The organism is Micromonospora sp. NPDC050784 (genome assembly GCF_044456765.1).
In the GTDB taxonomy this organism is placed as follows: domain Bacteria; phylum Actinomycetota; class Actinomycetes; order Mycobacteriales; family Micromonosporaceae; genus Micromonospora; species Micromonospora foliorum.
The window spans coordinates 83,011-101,569 of sequence record NZ_JBITGG010000021.1 but is presented as its reverse complement, the minus strand read 5'-3'; the positions used below and the strand labels follow the sequence as shown (position 1 = coordinate 101,569).

Sequence of the window (18,559 nt, the reverse complement as noted above, 5' to 3'; positions counted from 1 at the left end):
CGAGGGCGTTCAAGTGGTGGGGAGAGCCGCGAGCCGGTTGGCGCGGCGGCCCGCGACGGCCACGACGACGGCCAGGGCCAGGGCGATCAGGAAGAAGACGTCCGCGCCGGTGAAGGCGGCGTGGAAGCCGGCCGTCGGGTCGGTGGCGGAGCTGGCACGGGTGTACGCGATGGTGAGGATCGCGATGCCGAGTGAGCCGCCGAGTTGGTGGGCGACGTTGACGAGACCGGAGGCGGCCCCGGCGTCCTGCGGTTCGACCCCGGCGACGCCGCCCTGGGTCATCAGGATGATCGCGATGCCCTGGCCGATTCCGATCACCAGCAGCGGCAGCAGCACGTCCGGGAAGTAGCTGGAGTCGGCCGAGATGCGTGACAGCCACGCCATGCCGACCAGCGCGACAACGAGGGACGCCACCAGCAGGACGGGACGGCCGAGCCGGTTCTGTAGGGGCCGGATGGCGTACACCATGGCGAAGAACATGCCGGTGATGGGCACATACGCGAAGCCGGTCTGGAGGGCGCTGAGGTGCAGCACCTCCTGTAGGTACTGGCTGAGGAAGTAGAAGGTGGAGAAGGTCGCGCCGACGATGAGGATCCGCCCGGCGTACGCCCCGGCGCGCTCCAGGCTGCTGAAGAGGCGCAGTGGGGTGATGGGCTGTGGTGCCCGGTGTTCGATCAGCACGAAGGCGGTCAGGAGGACGGCGCCGAGGCCCAGCGACAGCACGGTGCTCGGTGCGTTCCAGCCGGCCCCGGCGGCCTGGATGAAGCCGTACACCAGGGCGGTCATGCCGGCGGTGGAGGTCAGCGCGCCGCCGAGGTCGAACGTCCCGGCGCGGCGTTCGGTCTCGACCAGGAACCGTGGTGCGAGCAGCGCGATGGCGATGCCGATCGGCACGTTGACGAGCATTCCCCAGCGCCAGGAGAGCAGGTCGGTGAAGACGCCGCCGATCACGATGCCGACGCTTCCGCCGGCGCCGATGACCGCGCTGTAGAGGGCGATCACCCTGGCCCGGGCCCCCGGCTGGGGGTGGTCGGCGACCAGCAGCGCGAGCGTGGAGGGCACGGCGAGCGCGGCGGCGAGACCCTGCACGACGCGGGCGGTGATCAGCCAGCTGCCGTTCTGGGCGAGGCCGGCGGCGAGGGACGCCGCGGTGAACAGGGTGATCCCGGCGAGGAAGACGCGGCGCCGGCCGAGCAGGTCACCGGCTCGCGCGCCGAGCAGGAGCAGGCCGCCGAACGCCAGGACGTAGGCGTTCTGCACCCAGGAGAGCCCGGACTGGGAAAAGCCGAACTGCCGCTGCACGTGCGGCAGCGCGGTCGTGATGATCGAGGTGTCCAGCGTCATCATCAGCTGCGAGCCGAGGATGAGCGCCAGGGCGATCCCGCGACGGGAAGCGGGAGTCGGGGACATGGTTACGCCTTCTTTCGGGCTAGACTGATAGGAGACCTCCGAATAAGTGGAGGCGCACTATCACTCTAGTGATAGCCGGCCTCCGGTTGCTAGCGCTGGGAGACATCGGCATCGTGACGGCCCTCACCCACCTGCGCGTGGCCCGCCCGCACCGGGCCGACGCCGCCCGCAACTACGACGCGATCCTGGCGGCGGCCCGGGTCGCCTTCGCTGAGCAGGGCGCGGAGGCTCCGCTGGAGGAGATCGCCCGCCGGGCCGGAGTGGGCATCGCGACGCTCTACCGCAACTTCCCGACCCGGGAGGTGCTGATCGAGAACGTCTACGTCACCGAGGTCGAGGCGGTGTGCGAGACGGCCGGGGAGGCGGAGAGGCTCGCCCCCCGCGAGGGCCTCTACACCTGGCTGCGGCGCTTCGTGGAGTACATCGGGGCGAAGCAGCCGCTGGCCGCCGGCCTGAACCGGGAGTCCACCGCCTACCTGGAGTGTCGGCGGGCGCTCTACGCCGCCGGTGGGCCGCTACTGGAGCGGGCCCAGCAGGCGCGCGAGGTGCGCGCCGACGTGACGATCGACGACATCATGCGCCTGACCAGCGCCATCGCCTCCGGGCACTTCCCCCGCGCCGACCAGCGCGATCACGTGCTCACGGTCGCCCTGGACGGGCTGAGCACGCAGCCGGAGTGACCTCGGCCGTCCGCCCGCGCGTCGATGTCCGAAGTGGAACAGCTGCGGAGCGTGTTCGGGGAATCACGGTGGACTCGGGCCCTTGACTCTCGGGAAACATCGGGCCACCATCTGACAACGTTGTCACAGACCCCCGTTATCTGACAACGTTGTCATATCTGGAGGCAAGATGTCCGAGCCATCGCCGATTTCCCGGCGTACCTTCCTCTCCGCCGGTGCGACGCTGCTGGCGTCGGTCGGGGTGACCGCGGCCCTGCCGGACGCCCTCGCGTCCGCCGCCGTGCCGGCGCCGGCCGCCACCCCGACCGCCACCGACCTGGCCCGGTACCGCCCGGTGACGGTCTCCTCGACCGACTACGCGCCGACGCCCGCCACCTTCGCCGTGGACGGGCTGCCGCAGGTCGGCGTCCGGGGGAGTGGATGGCGCGCCGCCAACGGCGATCCACAGTGGATCTCCGTGGACCTCCAGGCGCTCTGCCGGATCGAGGCCGTCTCCCTGGTCTTCGAGGCCACGCTCACCGACGGGCCGTTCGACGGCAACTACACCGACACCGACGGCGACGAGATCCTCTCCAGCGCCGCGACGGCGTACCGGATCGAGGTCTCCACCGACGGCCGTGCCTGGCGCTCGGTGTACGAGACCAGCGAGGGCCAGGGCGGCGTGCAGGCCATCAAGCTGCCCGAGCCGGTCACCGCCCGGTGGATCCGGATGACCGCCACGAAGCGCTCGAACAGCAATCCGGTCGGTCTCAACGGCTTCCAGGTCTACGGCGTACCGCTGGCCGGCCGGCCGAAGGCCGAGGGCTGGACGAGCTGGGAGGGCGGCAACACCGGCCCGGCCCCCGAGCTGAGGGTCGCCGCCGACGGTACGGTGCCGCTGGAGTCGGGCTGGTCGTTGACGATGGACGACTTCGCCGGCACCGCCGACGGCGCCGAACTCTCCCGCGCCGGTGTCGACGTCCGGTCCTGGCTGCCGGCGACGGTGCCCGGCACCGTGCTGGGCACCCTGGTCGAGCAGGGCCACCTGCCCGACCCGGTGGCCGGCTTCAACAACATGCGCATCCCGGAGGCGCTGTCGCGGCACACGTGGTGGTACCGGCGCTCGCTGCGGCTGCCGCGCGACCTGGACACCTCGGCCGGCCGCCGGATCTGGCTGGAGTTCGACGGGATCAACCACGAGGCGACCGCCTGGGTCAACGGCGTGCAGGTCGGCAGCGTCAAGCACCCGTTCGCGCGGGCGGCCTTCGACATCACCGACGCGCTGGCCGGTCACCGTGGCGAGCACGTCCTCGCCGTCCGGGTCACCCCGATGCCGCACCCGGGCACCCCCGGCGACAAGGGCCCCGACGGTCGTACGTTCCTCCAGTCGGCCCACCACTACCTGGACGCGCCGACCTACCTGGCGGTTTCCGGGTGGGACTGGATGCCCGCCGTCCGCGACCGGGTCACCGGTCTCTGGGACCACGTCCGGCTGCGCAGCACCGGCGCCGTGGTCATCGGCGACCCGCACGTACAGACCACGCTGCCCGACCTGCCCGGCACCGACACCGCCGAGGTCACCATCCGGGTGCCGGTCCGCAACGCGGCGGCCAGCGCCACCACGGTCACCGTCCGCGCGGAGTTCGACAAGGTACGCGTCGAGTCGACCGTGACCGTCCCCGCCGGCGGGAGCACCACCGTCACCTTCACGCCGGAGCGCTTCCACGCGCTGCGGCTGCGCAACCCCCGGCTCTGGTGGCCCAACGGCTACGGCGACCCCCACCTGTACGACCTCACGCTCACCGCCACCGTCAAGCGCGCGGTCAGCGACCGGCGCGCGCTCCGCTTCGGTATTCGCGAGTTCGCCTACGACTGGCACCAGCCGATCGTCATCTCGCCGCCCGGCAAGCCGGCACTGGAGTTCGTCGACGGGGCGGCGACCCAGACGGTCACGTTCGACCGGCAGCGGGCCCGGCACGTGCGCATCCAGGCCGGGCAGCGTGCCACCGGTTGGGGTATCTCGATGTTCTCGCTGTCGGTGGCCGACGGCACCGGCCCGGATCTCGCCCTGCGCCGCGACGCCACCGCGTCGTCGTCGGAGAACGACGGCAACGGGCCCGGCAAGGCCGTCGACGGCGACGCGGCGACCCGCTGGGCCTCGCAGGCCGAGGACAACCAGTGGATCCAGGTCGACCTGGGCGCCCCGGTCGACTTCGACCGGGTCACCATCGTGTGGGAGCAGGCGTACGCGCTGGACTATCGCGTGCAGGTCTCCGCTGACGGGGACGCCTGGAGTGACGTGACGTCGGTCAGCAACGACACCCCGCTGGGCAGCCGCGCCACCCAGGTCGAGACATTCGCCAGTCAGACCGCCCAGCACCTGCGCATCCAGACCGGCGCGCGGGTGACCTCGTGGGGCGTGTCCATGTGGGCGCTGTCGGTGCAGCGGCAGGCCGAGCCGGACGTCGACCTGGCCCTGCGCCGGACCGCCACCGCGTCGTCGTCCGACAGCGACTCGAACGGCCCGGACCGGGCCGTCGACGGCAACCCCCGGACCAGGTGGTCGTCGAAGTTCGAGGACAACCAGTGGATCCAGGTCGACCTCGGCGCCCCGGTCAGCTTCGACCAGGTCACCATCGTCTGGGAGCAGGCGTACGCCCGCGACTTCGTCATCCAGGTCTCGGACGACGGGCAGCGGTGGACCGACGTGAAGTCGGTCAGCACCGCCGTCACCCAACTCAAGATCAGCGTGAACGGTGTGCCGGTGTTCGCCCGGGGCGGCAACTGGGGCTGGGACGAGCTGCTGCGTCGGGTGCTGCCCGACCGGCTGGCGGACACGGTCGAGATGCACCGCGACATGAACTTCACGATGATCCGCAACTGGCTCGGCAGCAGCAACCGTGAGGAGCTGTACCAGGCCTGCGACGAGCAGGGCATTCTGGTGTGGAACGACTTCTGGCAGGCAGGCGCGTTCCTGCCCAACCCGCCCGGCTACGTCGACATCGCCGCCGACACGATCCGGCGGTTCCGCCACCACCCGAGCATCGTGGTGTGGTGTGGCGCGAACGAGGGTGACCCACCGCCGATCGTGGACGCCGGGCTCAAGCAGGCGGCGGCCACCGAGCACCCGGAGATCCTCTACATCCCCAACTCGGCCGGCGGCATCGTCAGCGGCCACGGCCCGTACCACTGGGTGGAGCCGGCGACGTACAACAACAAGAACACCTACGACACGGGCGCGTTCGGTTTCCACACCGAGATCGGCATGCCGGTGGTGTCGGTGGTCGAGAGCATGCGCAACCTCGTCGGTGACGCGCCGGAGTGGCCGATCGGTGAGGTGTGGAACTACCACGACTGGTCGACCATCGGTAACCAGCGTGTCGGCACGTACCAGGCAGCGATCGACGCGCGGCTCGGTGAGTCCGACTCGCTCGACGAGTTCGCCACCCGGGCGCAGTTCGTCAACTACGAGAGCCACCGCGCCATGTTCGAGGCCTGGAACGCCAACCTGTGGCAGGACGCCACCGGTCTGCTGCTGTGGATGTCGCACCCGGCGTGGCACAGCACGGTCTGGCAGACCTACGACTACGACCTCGACGTGAACGGCGCCTACTACGGCGCCCGCAAGGGGTGCGAGCCGGTGCACGTCCAGGCCGACCCGGGCACCTGGCAGGTCCGGGTGGTCAACCACACCGCCGCGCCGCTCAGCGGGGTCACCGTGAGCGCCCGACGGTACGACCTGAGCGGCCGGTCGCTGGGTTCGCCTCAGCGTCAGCGGGTGGACGTGGCCCGTTCGGCCACCACGGCGGTCTTCCCACTCGCCGCGCCGGACGGCGGCGGACTGCACCTGGTGCGACTGGAGCTGCGGGACAGCCGGGACCGGCTGCTCGCGGAGAACACCTACTGGCGGTACGACAAGGCCGAGCAGCTGCGGGCGCTCAACGACGTGCCGAGCACCCGACTGTCGACGTCGTCGAGCACCGTACGCGTCGTGGACGGGCGCAACACCGTCACCACGACGGTCCGCAACCAGGGCCGTACGGTCGCCGCGTTGGTGCGGCTCGCCGTGCGCGACCAGCACGGTAAGCGGGTGCTGCCGGCCCGCTACGACGACAACTACTTCTGGCTCCTGCCGGGGGAGAGCCGCGAGGTGCGGATCTCCTGGCCGGCGCGGCCGGGCCTCGCCCGCCAGGTCACGGTGACCGCGCAGGCGTACAACTCCTAGGAGTACGCGGTGGGAGGCGGCATCCCGAGCCGCTTCCCACCGTGACCAGACTGATCGGACCCCTGTCGGATCAGGATGATGCTGTACGACACGATCCACACCAGCCAGAGCAGCCAGCCGACGAGGCCGAGCACGGCCAGCGGGTTGACGCCGTCGATGCCGTACGGACTCGTGGTCGCGGTGATGAACAACAGTGTGGCGGCGAGGAAACCGATGCCGGCATGCCATCGGGCTATGGCACCGGTACGGATGCCGAACATCGACAACCCGACGAGCGCGGTCGCCAGGAAGACCTGGTTGAAGCCGAACAGGGCGTTGTACAAGCCCCAGAGGCCGCTAACGCTGCCGTCGCCGTGCCGGGCGGCGGACATCAGCGCGAGCCGGGTTGCCTCGACGGCGGTGAACACCAACGACTGCATGAGCACGCCAGCCAGACCGACAAGGGACCACGGGTCCGTCCGGGACCGTTGGTCACGTTGAAGACAGACGCACACCCCGACGGCGAAGATCGTGGCCAGCAACCAGGCCGTCGGCAAGAGTGCCGAGGCTAGGCGCAGTGCCCCGGATTCGGCAGCGAAGACCGCGGTGATCTCGTCGGCGGATGTGGTTTCGGAGGGGGTCGGGAAGCCCGCCGCGGTCAGAAGCAGGTTGGCCGCGATCAGGATGATGACGAAGCCGATGCCGGCGATGCCGGCAAGGCCGTGGAAGCGCATGGATGTTCCCCTTCGATCGAGGCTCACGTCGACGTGTGGATCGAACGGTGAAAGGCAGGTAGGGCGTGCATGCCGTGGTCGTCGAGCGTGGCTCGCACGAAGCGGTGGAAGCTCGGCCGCATGAGTTGCCCGAACAGGAATCGGATCGCCCCGGCGGGTATCCGCGCGTAGTTGATCAGCGCGAACGACGATGGTCCGGTGGGGCGCAGAGCGGTGGAGTTGTCGACTCCGGTCCTGGTGGTGTACCAGCCGGTGAGGGAGCGCCAAACGGCTTCGGCGTCAGTGCCTGGCGCGGCGGTGAAGTGGTTGAACAGAAAAGTGCCGTCGGTTCGAGCGTCGGTTTCGCCGATCCGGGCCACGTTGACACCGGCGAGGATCTGCTCGCCGTCGAAGGCGGAGACCTCGTCGCAGGTACGTACGGTCTCCAGGTGGTCCACGCTCACAGTCCTGATGAGCATCGCGAGATCGTACCGGGGTGCGCCCGGCAGCGGCGGAATGAACACCGCCCGGAAGACCTTGACGGACACAACGTCAGGGCGGCGTACGAGTGCGGGAACGGCCTGCACGAGCCGCGCCGCCGCGCTGCGCCGCCGCCGGGTGCGGGTGTAAACGGGCAGCCGTTGCGCGGGCGCAGCCTGGAAACCCAGATAGAGAAATCCGTGCGGTTCCGGTTCGGCGAAGCGGGGCAGCGGATCGGACATCACGCATCCTCCGGTGTCGACGGACGCAGCGATACGGCGTCGCGGTAACTGTTACCGTAACGGACAATGTCGTGGACGTACAATACCGAGGTGTCTGACGACTCCGCACCACCTCCGGACCGGCCGCTTGCCGACCGGGCCAACTTCCTGCTGTCCCAGCTCGGGTTCCACGTTGCCCAGACGTTCGCCGCGCGGCTTGCACCGCTGGGCATCGCACCGAATCACTTCGGACTGCTGATGCACGTGGAGCGTGGCGAGGGGCGTTCCCAGCAGCAGCTCGCCGACGCGCTGGGCATCCACCGCAAAGTCATGGTCGGCCTGCTTGACGACCTCGAGCAGCGCAACCTGGTGGAACGCCGACGGCATCCAGGCGACCGCCGAGCCCACGCCATTCACCTGACCGGCGCCGCGCGACAGCTGCTCCCTCTCGCACGAGAGGTCGCCGACCAGCACGAGGACGAGATCCTCGCCGCGCTTGACGCGGACGAGCGCGTCGCGCTCATCGCCGCCCTGCAACGAATCGCCGGCGATACCGGGAACCCGCCGGGAGTTCATCCCGGCCTGGAAACGGCCGTCCGGCCCGAACGCCCTGTCGCCTCAGGCGAGGGCCTTTAGGGCGGTTACCGCACATCGCCCCGAGGCCCCAGCCCATGCTTGTACGCGGGCCAGGTGCCGCGAGGAGAAGGGTGCGGTGGCGACGGCCCGTAACAGGGTCCGATCCCGGGGGGACTAATCATGTCCGACGCCAGCCGCGCCGGGGGCACGACCCGGTCCACGTCCGGCGCGGTACGGGTTGCGTTCGCCTTCTGGATCACGCTCGTGGGCACCACCGTGCCGACCCCGCTCTACCCGCTCTACGAGCTGGAGTTCGGGTTCTCGTCGTTGACCGTGACGGTGGTCTACGCGCTCTACGCGCTGGGAGTCGTCGTCGGGCTGCTGGTCTTCGGTCGGCTCTCCGACCAGATCGGCCGACGCCCGGTCATCCTCATCGCGCTGCTGCTCTCGGTCGCCGCCGACGCCGTGTTCCTGGCCGCCGTGGACCTGGCGATGATCATCGTGGGTCGGATCCTCGCCGGGCTGTCCGCCGCGCTGATCATCGGCACGGCGACCGCGGCGTTGGCGGAGCTGATCGACCCTCGGCACCCGAAGCGTGCCGCCACCGTGTCGATCTTCGCGAACCTGGGCGGCCTGGCCACCGGCACCCTGCTGTCCGGGATCGTGTCGGACGTGGCCCCCGACCCGCTCCGGCTGCCCTGGGCCATCGTGCTGATCCTGGCGGTGATCGCGATCATCGCGCTGCGCGGGGTGCCGGAGACGGTCCGGGAGCGCTCGCCGGTGACCCTGCGGGTGCAGCGCTTGCACGTGCCGGCGACCATCCGCGGCGCCTTCGTCCGCTCGGCGATCACCGCTGGCGCGGGCTTCGCCGCCCTCGGGGTGCTCACGTCGGTGAGCGGGCTGTTCCTCGGCATGGTCCTGCACGAGACCTCCCACACCCTGGCCGCGCTGGTGGTCTTCGTGGCGTTCACCGGTGCGGCGTTCGGTCAGCTGCTGACCCGCGTGCTGTCCTCGCGCGCCGCGCTGGCCAACGCCTGCGCCGGCCTGGTCGTGGGCGCGGGCCTGCTCGCGGTCAGCATGTGGATGGCGTTGCTGGCGACGCTGATGATCAGCGCGGCGATAACCGGGGTCGCGTCCGGGGTGGCGGTCGGCTACGGCATCGCGACGATCACCACGAAGACCGAACCGCAGCACCGGGCCGAGGCGGTGTCGACCTTCTTCGCCATCCTGTTCGCCATGCTCGGTGTGCCCGCGGTCGGGGTCGGTCTGCTGATCCAGACCATCGGCCTGCGTCCCGCCGGCGAGGTCTTCAGCGCGGTGGTGGCGGCGCTCGCGCTGGTCGTCCTGCTCAGCCTGGTGCGGGGCGGCCGGACGCGGCCCGCGAGTTGACCGCCGGCCGGGTCGGTCCACGGCCCTCGGGGGTGCCCCGGTAAGCCATTAACGGAGGTCTTGCGGCGGTCATCGTATACAACATACGCTCCCCGAATCGCCCACTTGAGGAGCTCTCCATGACGAACCTCTCCGTCCGCGACACGAACCTGCCCCGCCGGGGGGTGCTCCGGGCCGCCGTGGCGGCGGCCGCCGTCGTCTGCACGCTCGTCGCCTGCTCACCGGTGTCGAACAACGACGGCGGCGAGCAGTCCGGCGGCGACCAGTCGGCAGGCCAGGATTCCTTCGGTACGCCCGCGGACCCGGCCGCCGTGAAGCAGGGCGGCAAGCTGGTCATCGCCCTCTCCGCCGAGCCCGACGCGCTGGATCCGACGCTGTCGAGAAGCCTCTACTCCCGCTACGTCTTCCAGGCGATGTGCCAGAAGCTCTACGACGTCAACGAGCAGGCGCAGGTCGTACCGCAGCTCGCGACGGCCCTGCCCACCACGAGCGGCGACGGCCGGACGGTGACCATTCCGCTGCGGCCCGGCGTGCGCTTCGCGGACGGCACGGCGTTCGACTCGGCCGCGGTGAAGGCCACCCTGCAACGCCACCTCACCAACGCCCGCTCGGCGCGCAAGAGCGAACTCGGCCCCATCGACGGTGTCGACACCCCGGACGCGCAGACCGTCGTCCTACGGCTGAAGCAGCCCTTCGCGCCGCTGCTCGGCGCCCTCGCCGACCGGGCCGGCATGATCATGAGCGCGCAGGCGCTGCGGACCCGGGGTGACGACTTCGCCTCCGCGCCGGTCTGCGTCGGCCCCTTCAAGTTCGCGAAGCGGGTGCCACAGAACTCGATCGAGGTGGTGCGCGACCCGAACTACTACGACGCCAGCAAGGTGCACCTGGACGCCATCTCGTGGCGGATCCTCACCGACGCCAGCATCCGCGCGGCCAACCTGCGCTCCGGCGACGCGCAGGTCGCCGACTCGGTCTCCACCCAGGACGTCGCCTCGCTCCGGCAGGACGCGGCGGTCTCCGTCCTCCAGTCGCAGTCCCTCGGCTACCAGGGCCTGACCATCAACGTCGGCAACGTCGACGGCGTCGGCACCGCCGCCAAGCCGATCAACCGCCCCCTCGCCCAGAACGCCAAGGTGCGGCAGGCCTTCGAGCACGCCATCGACCGCAAGGCCCTGGTCGACGCGGTCTTCAACGGTCTGCACGCCGCCGCCTGCTCCCCGATCTCGCCCGCGAGCACGTTCTCGTCCCCCGAGGCGCAGACCTGCCCGGCGCACGACCCCGCCAAGGCCAAGCAGCTGTTGGCCGAGGCCGGCGTGCAGACGCCGTACGCGGTGACGATGCTCGCCTCGAACACCCCTGACACGCTGCGTCTCGCGCAGGCGTTGCAGTCCATGGTCAAGGACGGCGGATTCGACCTGAAGATCAACCCGGTGGAGTACTCGTCGCTCCTCGACGAGCAGGACCGGGGCAACTTCGAGCTGCTGCAACTGGGCTGGAGCGGACGGATCGACCCGGACGCCAACATCACCAACTTCGTCGGCACCGGCGCCAGCCAGAACGTCGCCGGCTACAGCAACCCGCAGCTCGACACCCTGTTGACCCAGGCCCGGCAGTCCGGCGACGTCGAGGAGCGCAGGAAGCTGTACGGGCAGGCGGTCACCCTGCTGCAGCAGGACGACGCCCTGATCTACCTCTACCGGCAGCGCAACCTGACCGCCGTCAGCAAGCAGATCCAGGGCCTGCAGGTCTACCCGGACGGCGTGATCCGGGCTGCCTTCGCAGGCTTCACGAAGTAGGCCGTCGTGGCCCGCTACCTGCTCACCCGCGCCTGGCAGTCGGCGCTGACCCTGCTGTTGTCGACGATCGTGGTCTTCGTCGGCGTGCGGGCGCTCCCCGGCGACCCTGCCCTCGCGCTGGCCGGCGAGGACCGGTCGCCGGAGGCCCTGGAGGCCATCCGTCGCCACTACGGGCTGGACCAGCCGCTGCCGGTGCAGTTCGCCCAGTACGTGGAGCGAATGGCGCAGGGCGACTTCGGAGTGTCGATCCGCACCGGCACGCCGGTCTCGTCGATGCTCACGACCGCCCTGCCGGTGACCGTCGAGCTGTCCGTCCTGGCGATCCTCATCGCGGCGGCGCTCGGGGTCGGCGCCGGGGTGCTCGCGGCGGTCCGTCGTGGACGCCCGGCGGAGTGGCTCGCCAACGGCCTGGCCCTGATCGGCCTGTCGGTGCCGCACTTCTGGCTGGGGCTGCTGGCGATCCTCTACCTGTCCGTGGCGACCGGGCTGTTCCCCGCCTCCGGCTTCGTGCCGATCCTGGAGGACCCCGTGGACAACCTGCACCACATCGTCCTGCCGGCCGTGATCCTCGGCACCGGCCTCGCCGCCATCATCATGCGGCAGACCCGGTCGGCGATGCTGGACTCGCTCTCCTCCGACTACGTGCGGACGGCGAAGGCGAAGGGCCTGCGACCGCGCGCCGTCATCACCCGGCACGCCCTGCGGAACAGCCTCATCGTGGTGGTGACCGTCGTGGGTCTCCAACTCGGCGGGCTGATCTCGGGCGCGGTCGTCACCGAACAGATCTTCGGGCTGCCGGGCTTCGGCAAGATGACCATCGACGCGGTGTTCCAACGGGACTACCCGGTGATCCAGGCCGTCGTCCTGCTCACCGCCGCGGCCTACATCGTGATCAACTTCTTCGTGGACCTGCTCTACTCGGTCATCGACCCACGCATCCGGGTGACGGGAGATCCGGCATGACCGTCCTCACCGTACCGATGGCGGAGACCGGCACCGCCAGTATCACCCGGCGTACCCGGGTGCTTCGGCGGCTGCGGCGCAACCCGCTCGCCGTGGTGAGCTTCGTGGTGCTCGCGCTGGCGGGCGTCATCGCGCTGCTCTCGCCCTGGCTCGCGCCGTACTCGGTCGACCAGACCGACTTCGCCCGTACGTTCGCGCCTCCCGGCACCGCCGGGCACGTGCTGGGCACCGACGACCTCGGCCGCGACGTCCTCTCCCGCATCATGCTCGGCGCGCGGGCGTCGTTGCAGGTGGGGCTCCTGGCGGTGGCCACGTCCCTGGTCATCGGGGTGCCGCTCGGGCTCGCGGCCGGCTACTTCCGGGCCTGGGACGCGGTGATCTCGCGTTTCACCGACCTGCTGCTGGCGTTTCCGTTCCTGATCATGGCGGTGGGGTTGGCGGCCATCCGGGGCGCCAGCCTCGGTAACGCCGCGGTGGCCATCGGCATCGCCCAGATCCCCGGGGTGATCCGGGTCGTCCGCTCGGACACGCTGCGCCTCAAGTCGTTGGACTTCGTCGCGGCGGCCGTCGTGGACGGCGCGAGCGACCTCTGGGTGCTGGCCCGGCACATCCTGCCGAACGCGACCTCGGTGATCCTGGTGCAGGCCACTGTCGCCATCCCGGCCGCGATCCTCGGCGAGGCGGTGCTGTCCTTCCTCGGCCTCGGCATCCAGCCCCCGGCGCCCAGTCTCGGCACCATGCTGGCCACCGCCCAGCAGTTCGCCGCCCGCGCACCCTGGGCGGCCGTCTTTCCCGGCGTCGTGATCATGGGTCTGGCGCTGGCGTTCAACGTCTTCGGGGACGCCCTGCGCGACGCCCTCGACCCGAAGGGAGACCGGCGATGACCACGGCCTCCGCGCCCGTGCTGGAGATCCGCGACCTGTCGGTGTCGTTCCCGACCGAGACCGGCACCGTCTCGGCGGTCGACGGTGTCAGCCTGGACCTCGCGGCCGGAGAGATCGTCGGGATGGTGGGCGAGTCGGGGTGCGGGAAGAGCGTCACCGCGATGAGCATCGCCGGGCTGCTGCCGGGCAGCGCCCGGGTCACCGGCTCGGTGCGCCTGGACGGCACGCAGCTGGTCGGCGCCCGCGAGTCGGCCCTGCGTCGGGTCCGTGGCCGGGAGATCGCCTACATCTTCCAGGAACCGATGACGTCGTTGAACCCGGTGCTCACCGTCGGACGGCAGATCGGGGAGGTGCTCCAGGTCCACGAACGGATGTCCCGACGGGCGGCGCGGGCGCGCGCCGTCGAGCTGTTGACGCTCGTCGGGATCCCGTCCGCCGCCCAGCGGGTCGACGGCTACCCGCACCAGCTCTCCGGCGGCATGCGCCAGCGCGTGATGATCGCGATGGCGGTGGCCTGCGGCCCGAAGGTGCTGGTGGCCGACGAGCCGACCACCGCGCTGGACGTCACCGTCCAGGCCGGCATCCTCCAGGTGCTGCGGGACCTGCGCGACCGGCTCGGCACGAGCGTCCTCATCATCACCCACGACCTCGGCGTGATCGCCGACATCGCCGACCGCGTCGTCGTCATGTACGCGGGCCGGGTGGTGGAACGGGCGCCTGTGGACGACCTGTTCGCCCACCCACGGCACCGGTACACCGCCGGGCTGCTGTCGGCGTCACCGCAGCCGGGCCGGCACGCCGGCACGGACCGGTTGACCGAGATCCCCGGGCTGGTGCCCGTCCTGGCCAGCCAACCCGACGCCTGCACCTTCGCGGACCGGTGCCCGGCCGCCGACGAGCAGTGCCGGGCGGTCGCCCCGCCCCTGGAGGGCATCGGCGGCCCCGACCATGTGGCGGCCTGTTGGCACCCCTGCACCACGGCACCGACGGCAGCTCAGGAGGCGAACCGATGACGCCGCAGCCGAACGCCCTGGAGATCGCGGACCTGGTGATGCACTTCGGCCCGGTGCGCGCCGTGGACGGGGTGTCCCTGACCATCCCGCGAGGCCGGGTCACGGCCCTGGTGGGGGAGAGCGGTTCCGGGAAGTCGACGGTGGGCCGGTGCGTGGTGCGGCTCGTCGAACCGACCGCCGGGACGGTCCGGATCGCGGGCACGGACGTCACCCACCTGTCCCGACGGCGGCTGCGTCCGCATCGCGGCGCGGTGTCGATCGTCTTCCAGGACCCGGCCGCGTCACTGGACCCGCGGATGCTGGTGGGCGAGATCGTGGCCGAGCCGCTGCGGCTGGCCGGCAAACGGATCTCCCGGCGTGACCGGGACGCCCGCGTCGCTCCCCAACTCGAACGGGTGGGCCTACGCGCCGAGGTGGCCCGTCGCTATCCCCACGAGTTGTCCGGCGGGCAACGCCAGCGGGTCAGCATCGCTCGGGCCCTGATCTCCGAGCCCATGCTGCTCATCGCGGACGAACCAACCAGCGCGCTCGACGTGTCCGTGCAGGCGTCGGTGCTCAACCTCCTCGCCGACCTGCAACGCGACATCGGGTTCGCCTGCCTCTTCATCACCCACGACCTCTCCGCGGTCGAGTACCTGGCCGACGACATCGCGGTCATGTACCTCGGTCAACTCGTCGAGACGGGCAGCCGCGAGCGGATCTTCGCCCGGCCCGCCCACCCGTACACCCAGGCTCTGCTGTCCGCCGCGCCGGTGGCCGACCCGGTGCGCCAACGCCACCGTCAGCCGGTGCTGCTCGGCGACGACCTGCCGTCCGCGCTCGACCCGCCGTCCGGCTGCCGGTTCCGGACCCGGTGCCCGCTCGCTTTCGACAGGTGCGCGACGGACGTGCCGGCGCAGACCGCCATCGGCGACGGCATGGCCGCCTGCCACCTGGTCCGGCCGGACGGCACCGGTCCCGACGTTCGCACCGCAGATCCCAGTGAGGTGTTGTCATGACGTTCACCACCCGACCCACGTTGCAGGGCACCTTCGGCATGGTGTCCTCGACGCACTGGCTCGCCAGCCAGGCGGCGATGGGCATCCTGGAACGCGGCGGCAACGCCTTCGACGCCGCGGTTACCGCCGGGTTCGTCCTGCACGTCGTCGAGCCGCACCTGAACGGGCCGGGCGGCGAGGTGCCGGCCATCGTGGCCACCGCACAGGACCCTCGACCGAAGGTGCTGTGTGGGCAGGGGCCGGCCCCGGCCGGTGCGACCATCGCGCACTTCCGGTCCCTCGGAATGGACCTCATCCCGGGTGCCGGGCCGCTCGCCGCGGCCGTACCCGGTGCCGTGGACGCCTGGCTCCTGCTGCTGCGCGAGCACGGCACGCTCACCCTCGCCGAGGTGCTGGAGCCGGCGATCGGCTACGCCGGCGCCGGACACCCGTTGGTGGGCCGGGTCGGTGACACCGTGGCGGCCGTCCGGTCGTTGTTCGAGGAACACTGGCCCACGTCCGCCGCGCTCTGGCTGCGCAACGGCCGGCCACCGGCCGCGGGGGAGATGGTCAGCAACCCGGCGTACGCGGACACGCTGCGCCGACTCGTCGAGGCGGGACAGGCGGCCGGCGTCGACCGGGAGGCCCAGATCGAAGCCGCACGTCGGGCCTGGAGCACGGGTTTCGTCGCCGAGGCGATCGACGCGTTCAGCCGGCGACCGTTCCAGGACTCCAGCGGGCGCCCGCACGCCGGGCTGGTCACCGGCGACGACCTGGTTGCGTACTCGGCGAGCTGGGAGACGCCCGCCACCCTCGACTGGCACGGCTACTCGGTGGCGAAGACCGGATTCTGGGGTCAGGGCCCGGTGCTGCTGGAGTCACTGGCCACCCTGGAAGCCCTCGACGACACGGGCGCGTACGACCCGGGGACCGCGGCGGGCGTGCACGCCCAGGTCGAGGCGCTCAAGCTCGCCTTCGCCGACCGGGAGGCCTGGTACGGCGACGGCGTCGACGTGCCCGCCAAGGCGCTGCTCTCCCCGCAGTACGCGCGGGAGCGGGCCGCCCTGGTCGGCGACCGCGCGTCGGCGGAGTTGCGGCCGGGACGTCCGGACGGGGCGCAGCCGCGCCTGCCCGCCCACGTCCGACCCGGTGCCGAGCGGCGTACCGGGCCGACGGACGCCACCACGGGGGAGCCGACCGTGCAGTCGGACGGGGTGACCCGCGGCGACACCTGTCACGTGGACGTGGTCGACCGCTGGGGCAACATGATCTCCGCTACGCCCAGCGGCGGCTGGTTGCAGAGTTCCCCGACCATTCCGGAGCTCGGCTTCCCGCTGGGCAGCCGGTTGCAGATGTTCTGGCTGGAGGAGGGGCTCGCCTCGTCGCTGGCACCGGGCCGCCGCCCGCGTACGACGTTGAGCCCGACGATGGTGCACCGCGACGGCGAGCCGGTGCTGGCGTGCGGCACCCCCGGTGGCGACCAGCAGGACCAGTGGCAGTTGCCGTTCCTGCTGCGGCACCTGGTCGGTGGGCAGAGCCTCCAGGAGGCCATCGACGCGCCGGCGTGGCACACGGTCAGCCTGCCGGGGTCGTTCTATCCACGGGACATGGAACCCGGTGTCCTGGTGGTGGAGGACCGGTTCGACGAGGGCGTGTTGGCGGCGCTGCGGGCGTACGGGCACGAGGTGCGGGTCACCGACGGGTGGAGCCTGGGTCGGCTCTGCGCGGTGACCCGTGACCCGACGACGGGCGTACTGGCCGCCGGTGCGAACCCCCGGGGGATGCAGGGCTACGCGTGCGGCCGTTAGCGGGCGCCGTAGCCGCCTTCGGCGTTCTCGTACGCCGCGGCGGAGGCCGCGTCGAGGTGGTCGAGCGCGGCCCGCTCGGCGCGGTCACCGTCGCCTGACTCGATGGCGTCGACGAGTTGGATGTGCTCGGCCCACGAGTGGGGGGCGCGTTCGGCCGCACCGAGCCGGAAGACCCACTGGACATGGAGGTAGAGCGACTTGGCGATCGACGACAGCCAGGGGTTTCCGCTGATCTGGAGGATGCGCAGGTGCAGCGTGCTGTTCAGTTCGGCGACCCGGGCCAGATCCTGCCGCTGTGTGGCCTCGCGGCCCTGGTCGAGCAACGCGCGCAGGGACGCCACGTCGGCCGCGGTGGCCCGCTCGGCGGCCAGCCGGGCGGCCAGCGCCTCCAGACGCTCGCGTACCACGAACATGTCGGTGATGGTCCCGCTGCTCGGTGAGGCGACGACCGCTCCCCGGCGGGGGAGGATCACGACGAACCCCTCCGCCTCGGCGACGCGCAGCGCCTCCCGGACGGGGTTGCGGGAGACGCCGAAGTCCTCGGCGAGCCGGTCCTCGGTCAGCCGTTCCCCGGGAAGGTAGTCGCCGTCGATGATGGCGGTCCGCAGCGCGGCGAGGACCTGATCGCGTAGCGGCAGGTGTTGCGCGCCGAGCTTGTCCCGTAGGTCTTCAGCCACCTGGTTGCCTCTCCGTGAACGTGTCCGGACAAAGTGTATACGAAGAACAATTATCGGAAGGTGGCAGACAGTGTCGAGCACAGCGCCCCGCGTCACCCGCCCCCGCGTCGCCCCGTACCGGAGCCAGCGCCTGCTGCGGCGGCGGCAGGCGCTCGTCGTCGTCCTCACCTTCCTCACCGGGAGCGCCGACGCCCTCGGCTTCCTCTCCCTCGGCGGCGCCTTCGCCAGCGTGATGACCGGCAACATGGTCCTGCTCGGGCTCTCGGCCGGCCGTGGTGAAGCCGACCTGGCGTTGACGTCGGGCTGCGCCATCGTCAGCTTCATCGTCGGTGTCCTCGCGGGCGCCCGCGTCGTCGGCTCGGCACAGCCCGACGATCCGGTCTGGCCCCGGCGGGTCACCTGGGCGCTGGTCCTGGAGTTGTCGGTGTTCGTGGTGTTCGCCGTCGTCTGGGAGGTCACGCTGCACACCGCCGACGCGCGCGTCCACCTGGCGCTGCTGATGCTGTCCGCGGTCGCACTGGGCGTGCAGAGCAGTGCGATCCAACGCTTCGGCGTGTCCGGGCTGTCCTCCACGTACCTGACCGGCACGCTCACCAGCCTGATCGCCGGTGTGGCCGCGCGCAGCCCGTGGGCCAGCATGCGCCCCAAGGCCCAGGTGCTGCTGGCCCTCATGGTCGGCGCGGCGGTCGGCGCCCTGGTCGCCCTGCACCTGCCGGTCGTCGCCCCGGCCCTGTTGATCGTGCCGCTGGCGCTCGTCATCGCCGTTTCCGCGCGGATGCGGGCCTGAGC

At 71.2% G+C, this 18,559-nt stretch carries 15 protein-coding genes; 11 read left to right on the top strand and 4 right to left on the bottom strand.

Features of this window, described 5'->3' with window-relative positions; genetic code table 11:
- Nucleotides 1–9 precede the first annotated feature (9 nt).
- Nucleotides 10–1,410, bottom strand: a complete 1,401-nt coding sequence (locus ACIBD9_RS25675; protein WP_396721503.1) for an MFS transporter — start codon at nucleotides 1,408–1,410, stop codon at nucleotides 10–12.
- A gap of 113 nt (nucleotides 1,411–1,523) precedes the next feature.
- On the opposite strand from ACIBD9_RS25675, the gene ACIBD9_RS25670 reads away from it, so the two are divergent.
- Both ACIBD9_RS25670 and ACIBD9_RS25665 read left to right on the top strand, forming a co-directional pair.
- On the top strand, nucleotides 1,524–2,090 hold the full coding sequence (locus ACIBD9_RS25670; RefSeq protein ID WP_396721501.1) for a TetR/AcrR family transcriptional regulator: 567 nt from the start codon (nucleotides 1,524–1,526) through the stop codon (nucleotides 2,088–2,090).
- 169 nt (nucleotides 2,091–2,259) lie between these two features.
- Complete coding sequence (locus ACIBD9_RS25665) at nucleotides 2,260–6,294, top strand: discoidin domain-containing protein (protein WP_396721500.1); 4,035 nt, start codon at nucleotides 2,260–2,262, stop codon at nucleotides 6,292–6,294.
- On the opposite strand, the gene ACIBD9_RS25660 is transcribed toward ACIBD9_RS25665, so the two are convergent.
- A complete protein-coding gene (locus ACIBD9_RS25660) occupies nucleotides 6,291–7,007 on the bottom strand; it encodes a hypothetical protein (RefSeq protein ID WP_396721498.1) in 717 nt (238 codons plus the stop codon). The genes ACIBD9_RS25665 and ACIBD9_RS25660 overlap by 4 nt on opposite strands.
- 23 nt (nucleotides 7,008–7,030) lie before the next feature.
- Nucleotides 7,031–7,708 (bottom strand): hypothetical protein, encoded by a 678-nt coding sequence (locus ACIBD9_RS25655; protein ID WP_396721497.1) that lies wholly within the window; start codon nucleotides 7,706–7,708, stop codon nucleotides 7,031–7,033.
- Nucleotides 7,709–7,798: 90 nt separating this feature from the next.
- Here ACIBD9_RS25655 and ACIBD9_RS25650 point away from each other — a divergent pair, with 90 nt between their 5' ends.
- From ACIBD9_RS25650 to ACIBD9_RS25615, 8 genes are all read left to right on the top strand, one after another.
- Complete coding sequence (locus tag ACIBD9_RS25650; protein WP_396721496.1) at nucleotides 7,799–8,323, top strand: MarR family winged helix-turn-helix transcriptional regulator; 525 nt, start codon at nucleotides 7,799–7,801, stop codon at nucleotides 8,321–8,323.
- 120 nt (nucleotides 8,324–8,443) lie between these two features.
- Complete coding sequence (locus ACIBD9_RS25645) at nucleotides 8,444–9,652, top strand: MFS transporter (protein ID WP_396721494.1); 1,209 nt, start codon at nucleotides 8,444–8,446, stop codon at nucleotides 9,650–9,652.
- A gap of 119 nt (nucleotides 9,653–9,771) precedes the next feature.
- A complete protein-coding gene (locus tag ACIBD9_RS25640) occupies nucleotides 9,772–11,448 on the top strand; it encodes an ABC transporter substrate-binding protein (protein ID WP_396721492.1) in 1,677 nt (558 codons plus the stop codon).
- A gap of 6 nt (nucleotides 11,449–11,454) precedes the next feature.
- The gene (locus ACIBD9_RS25635) at nucleotides 11,455–12,411 is read left to right on the top strand and encodes an ABC transporter permease (RefSeq protein ID WP_091399352.1); all 957 of its coding nucleotides are present in this window, start codon (nucleotides 11,455–11,457) and stop codon (nucleotides 12,409–12,411) included.
- Nucleotides 12,408–13,295 (top strand): ABC transporter permease, encoded by an 888-nt coding sequence (locus ACIBD9_RS25630; protein ID WP_396721491.1) that lies wholly within the window; start codon nucleotides 12,408–12,410, stop codon nucleotides 13,293–13,295. The genes ACIBD9_RS25635 and ACIBD9_RS25630 overlap by 4 nt, the downstream gene beginning before the upstream one ends.
- The gene (locus ACIBD9_RS25625) at nucleotides 13,292–14,308 is read left to right on the top strand and encodes an ABC transporter ATP-binding protein (protein ID WP_396721489.1); all 1,017 of its coding nucleotides are present in this window, start codon (nucleotides 13,292–13,294) and stop codon (nucleotides 14,306–14,308) included. Before ACIBD9_RS25630 ends, ACIBD9_RS25625 begins: the two co-directional genes overlap by 4 nt.
- Complete coding sequence (locus ACIBD9_RS25620; protein ID WP_396721488.1) at nucleotides 14,305–15,306, top strand: ABC transporter ATP-binding protein; 1,002 nt, start codon at nucleotides 14,305–14,307, stop codon at nucleotides 15,304–15,306. The genes ACIBD9_RS25625 and ACIBD9_RS25620 overlap by 4 nt, the downstream gene beginning before the upstream one ends.
- Entirely contained in the window at nucleotides 15,303–17,093 is a 1,791-nt protein-coding gene (locus ACIBD9_RS25615) for a gamma-glutamyltransferase family protein (RefSeq protein WP_396721486.1), read from the top strand. Before ACIBD9_RS25620 ends, ACIBD9_RS25615 begins: the two co-directional genes overlap by 4 nt.
- Here the strand turns inward: ACIBD9_RS25615 and ACIBD9_RS25610 are convergent.
- Nucleotides 17,090–17,770, bottom strand: coding sequence for a GntR family transcriptional regulator (locus ACIBD9_RS25610; protein ID WP_396721484.1), 681 nt, complete (start codon nucleotides 17,768–17,770; stop codon nucleotides 17,090–17,092). The two genes, ACIBD9_RS25615 and ACIBD9_RS25610, sit on opposite strands and share 4 nt — an antisense overlap.
- A gap of 70 nt (nucleotides 17,771–17,840) precedes the next feature.
- On the opposite strand from ACIBD9_RS25610, the gene ACIBD9_RS25605 reads away from it, so the two are divergent.
- Nucleotides 17,841–18,557, top strand: a complete 717-nt coding sequence (locus ACIBD9_RS25605) for a YoaK family protein (RefSeq protein ID WP_396721483.1) — start codon at nucleotides 17,841–17,843, stop codon at nucleotides 18,555–18,557.
- The last annotated feature ends 2 nt before the right edge of the window (nucleotides 18,558–18,559 follow it).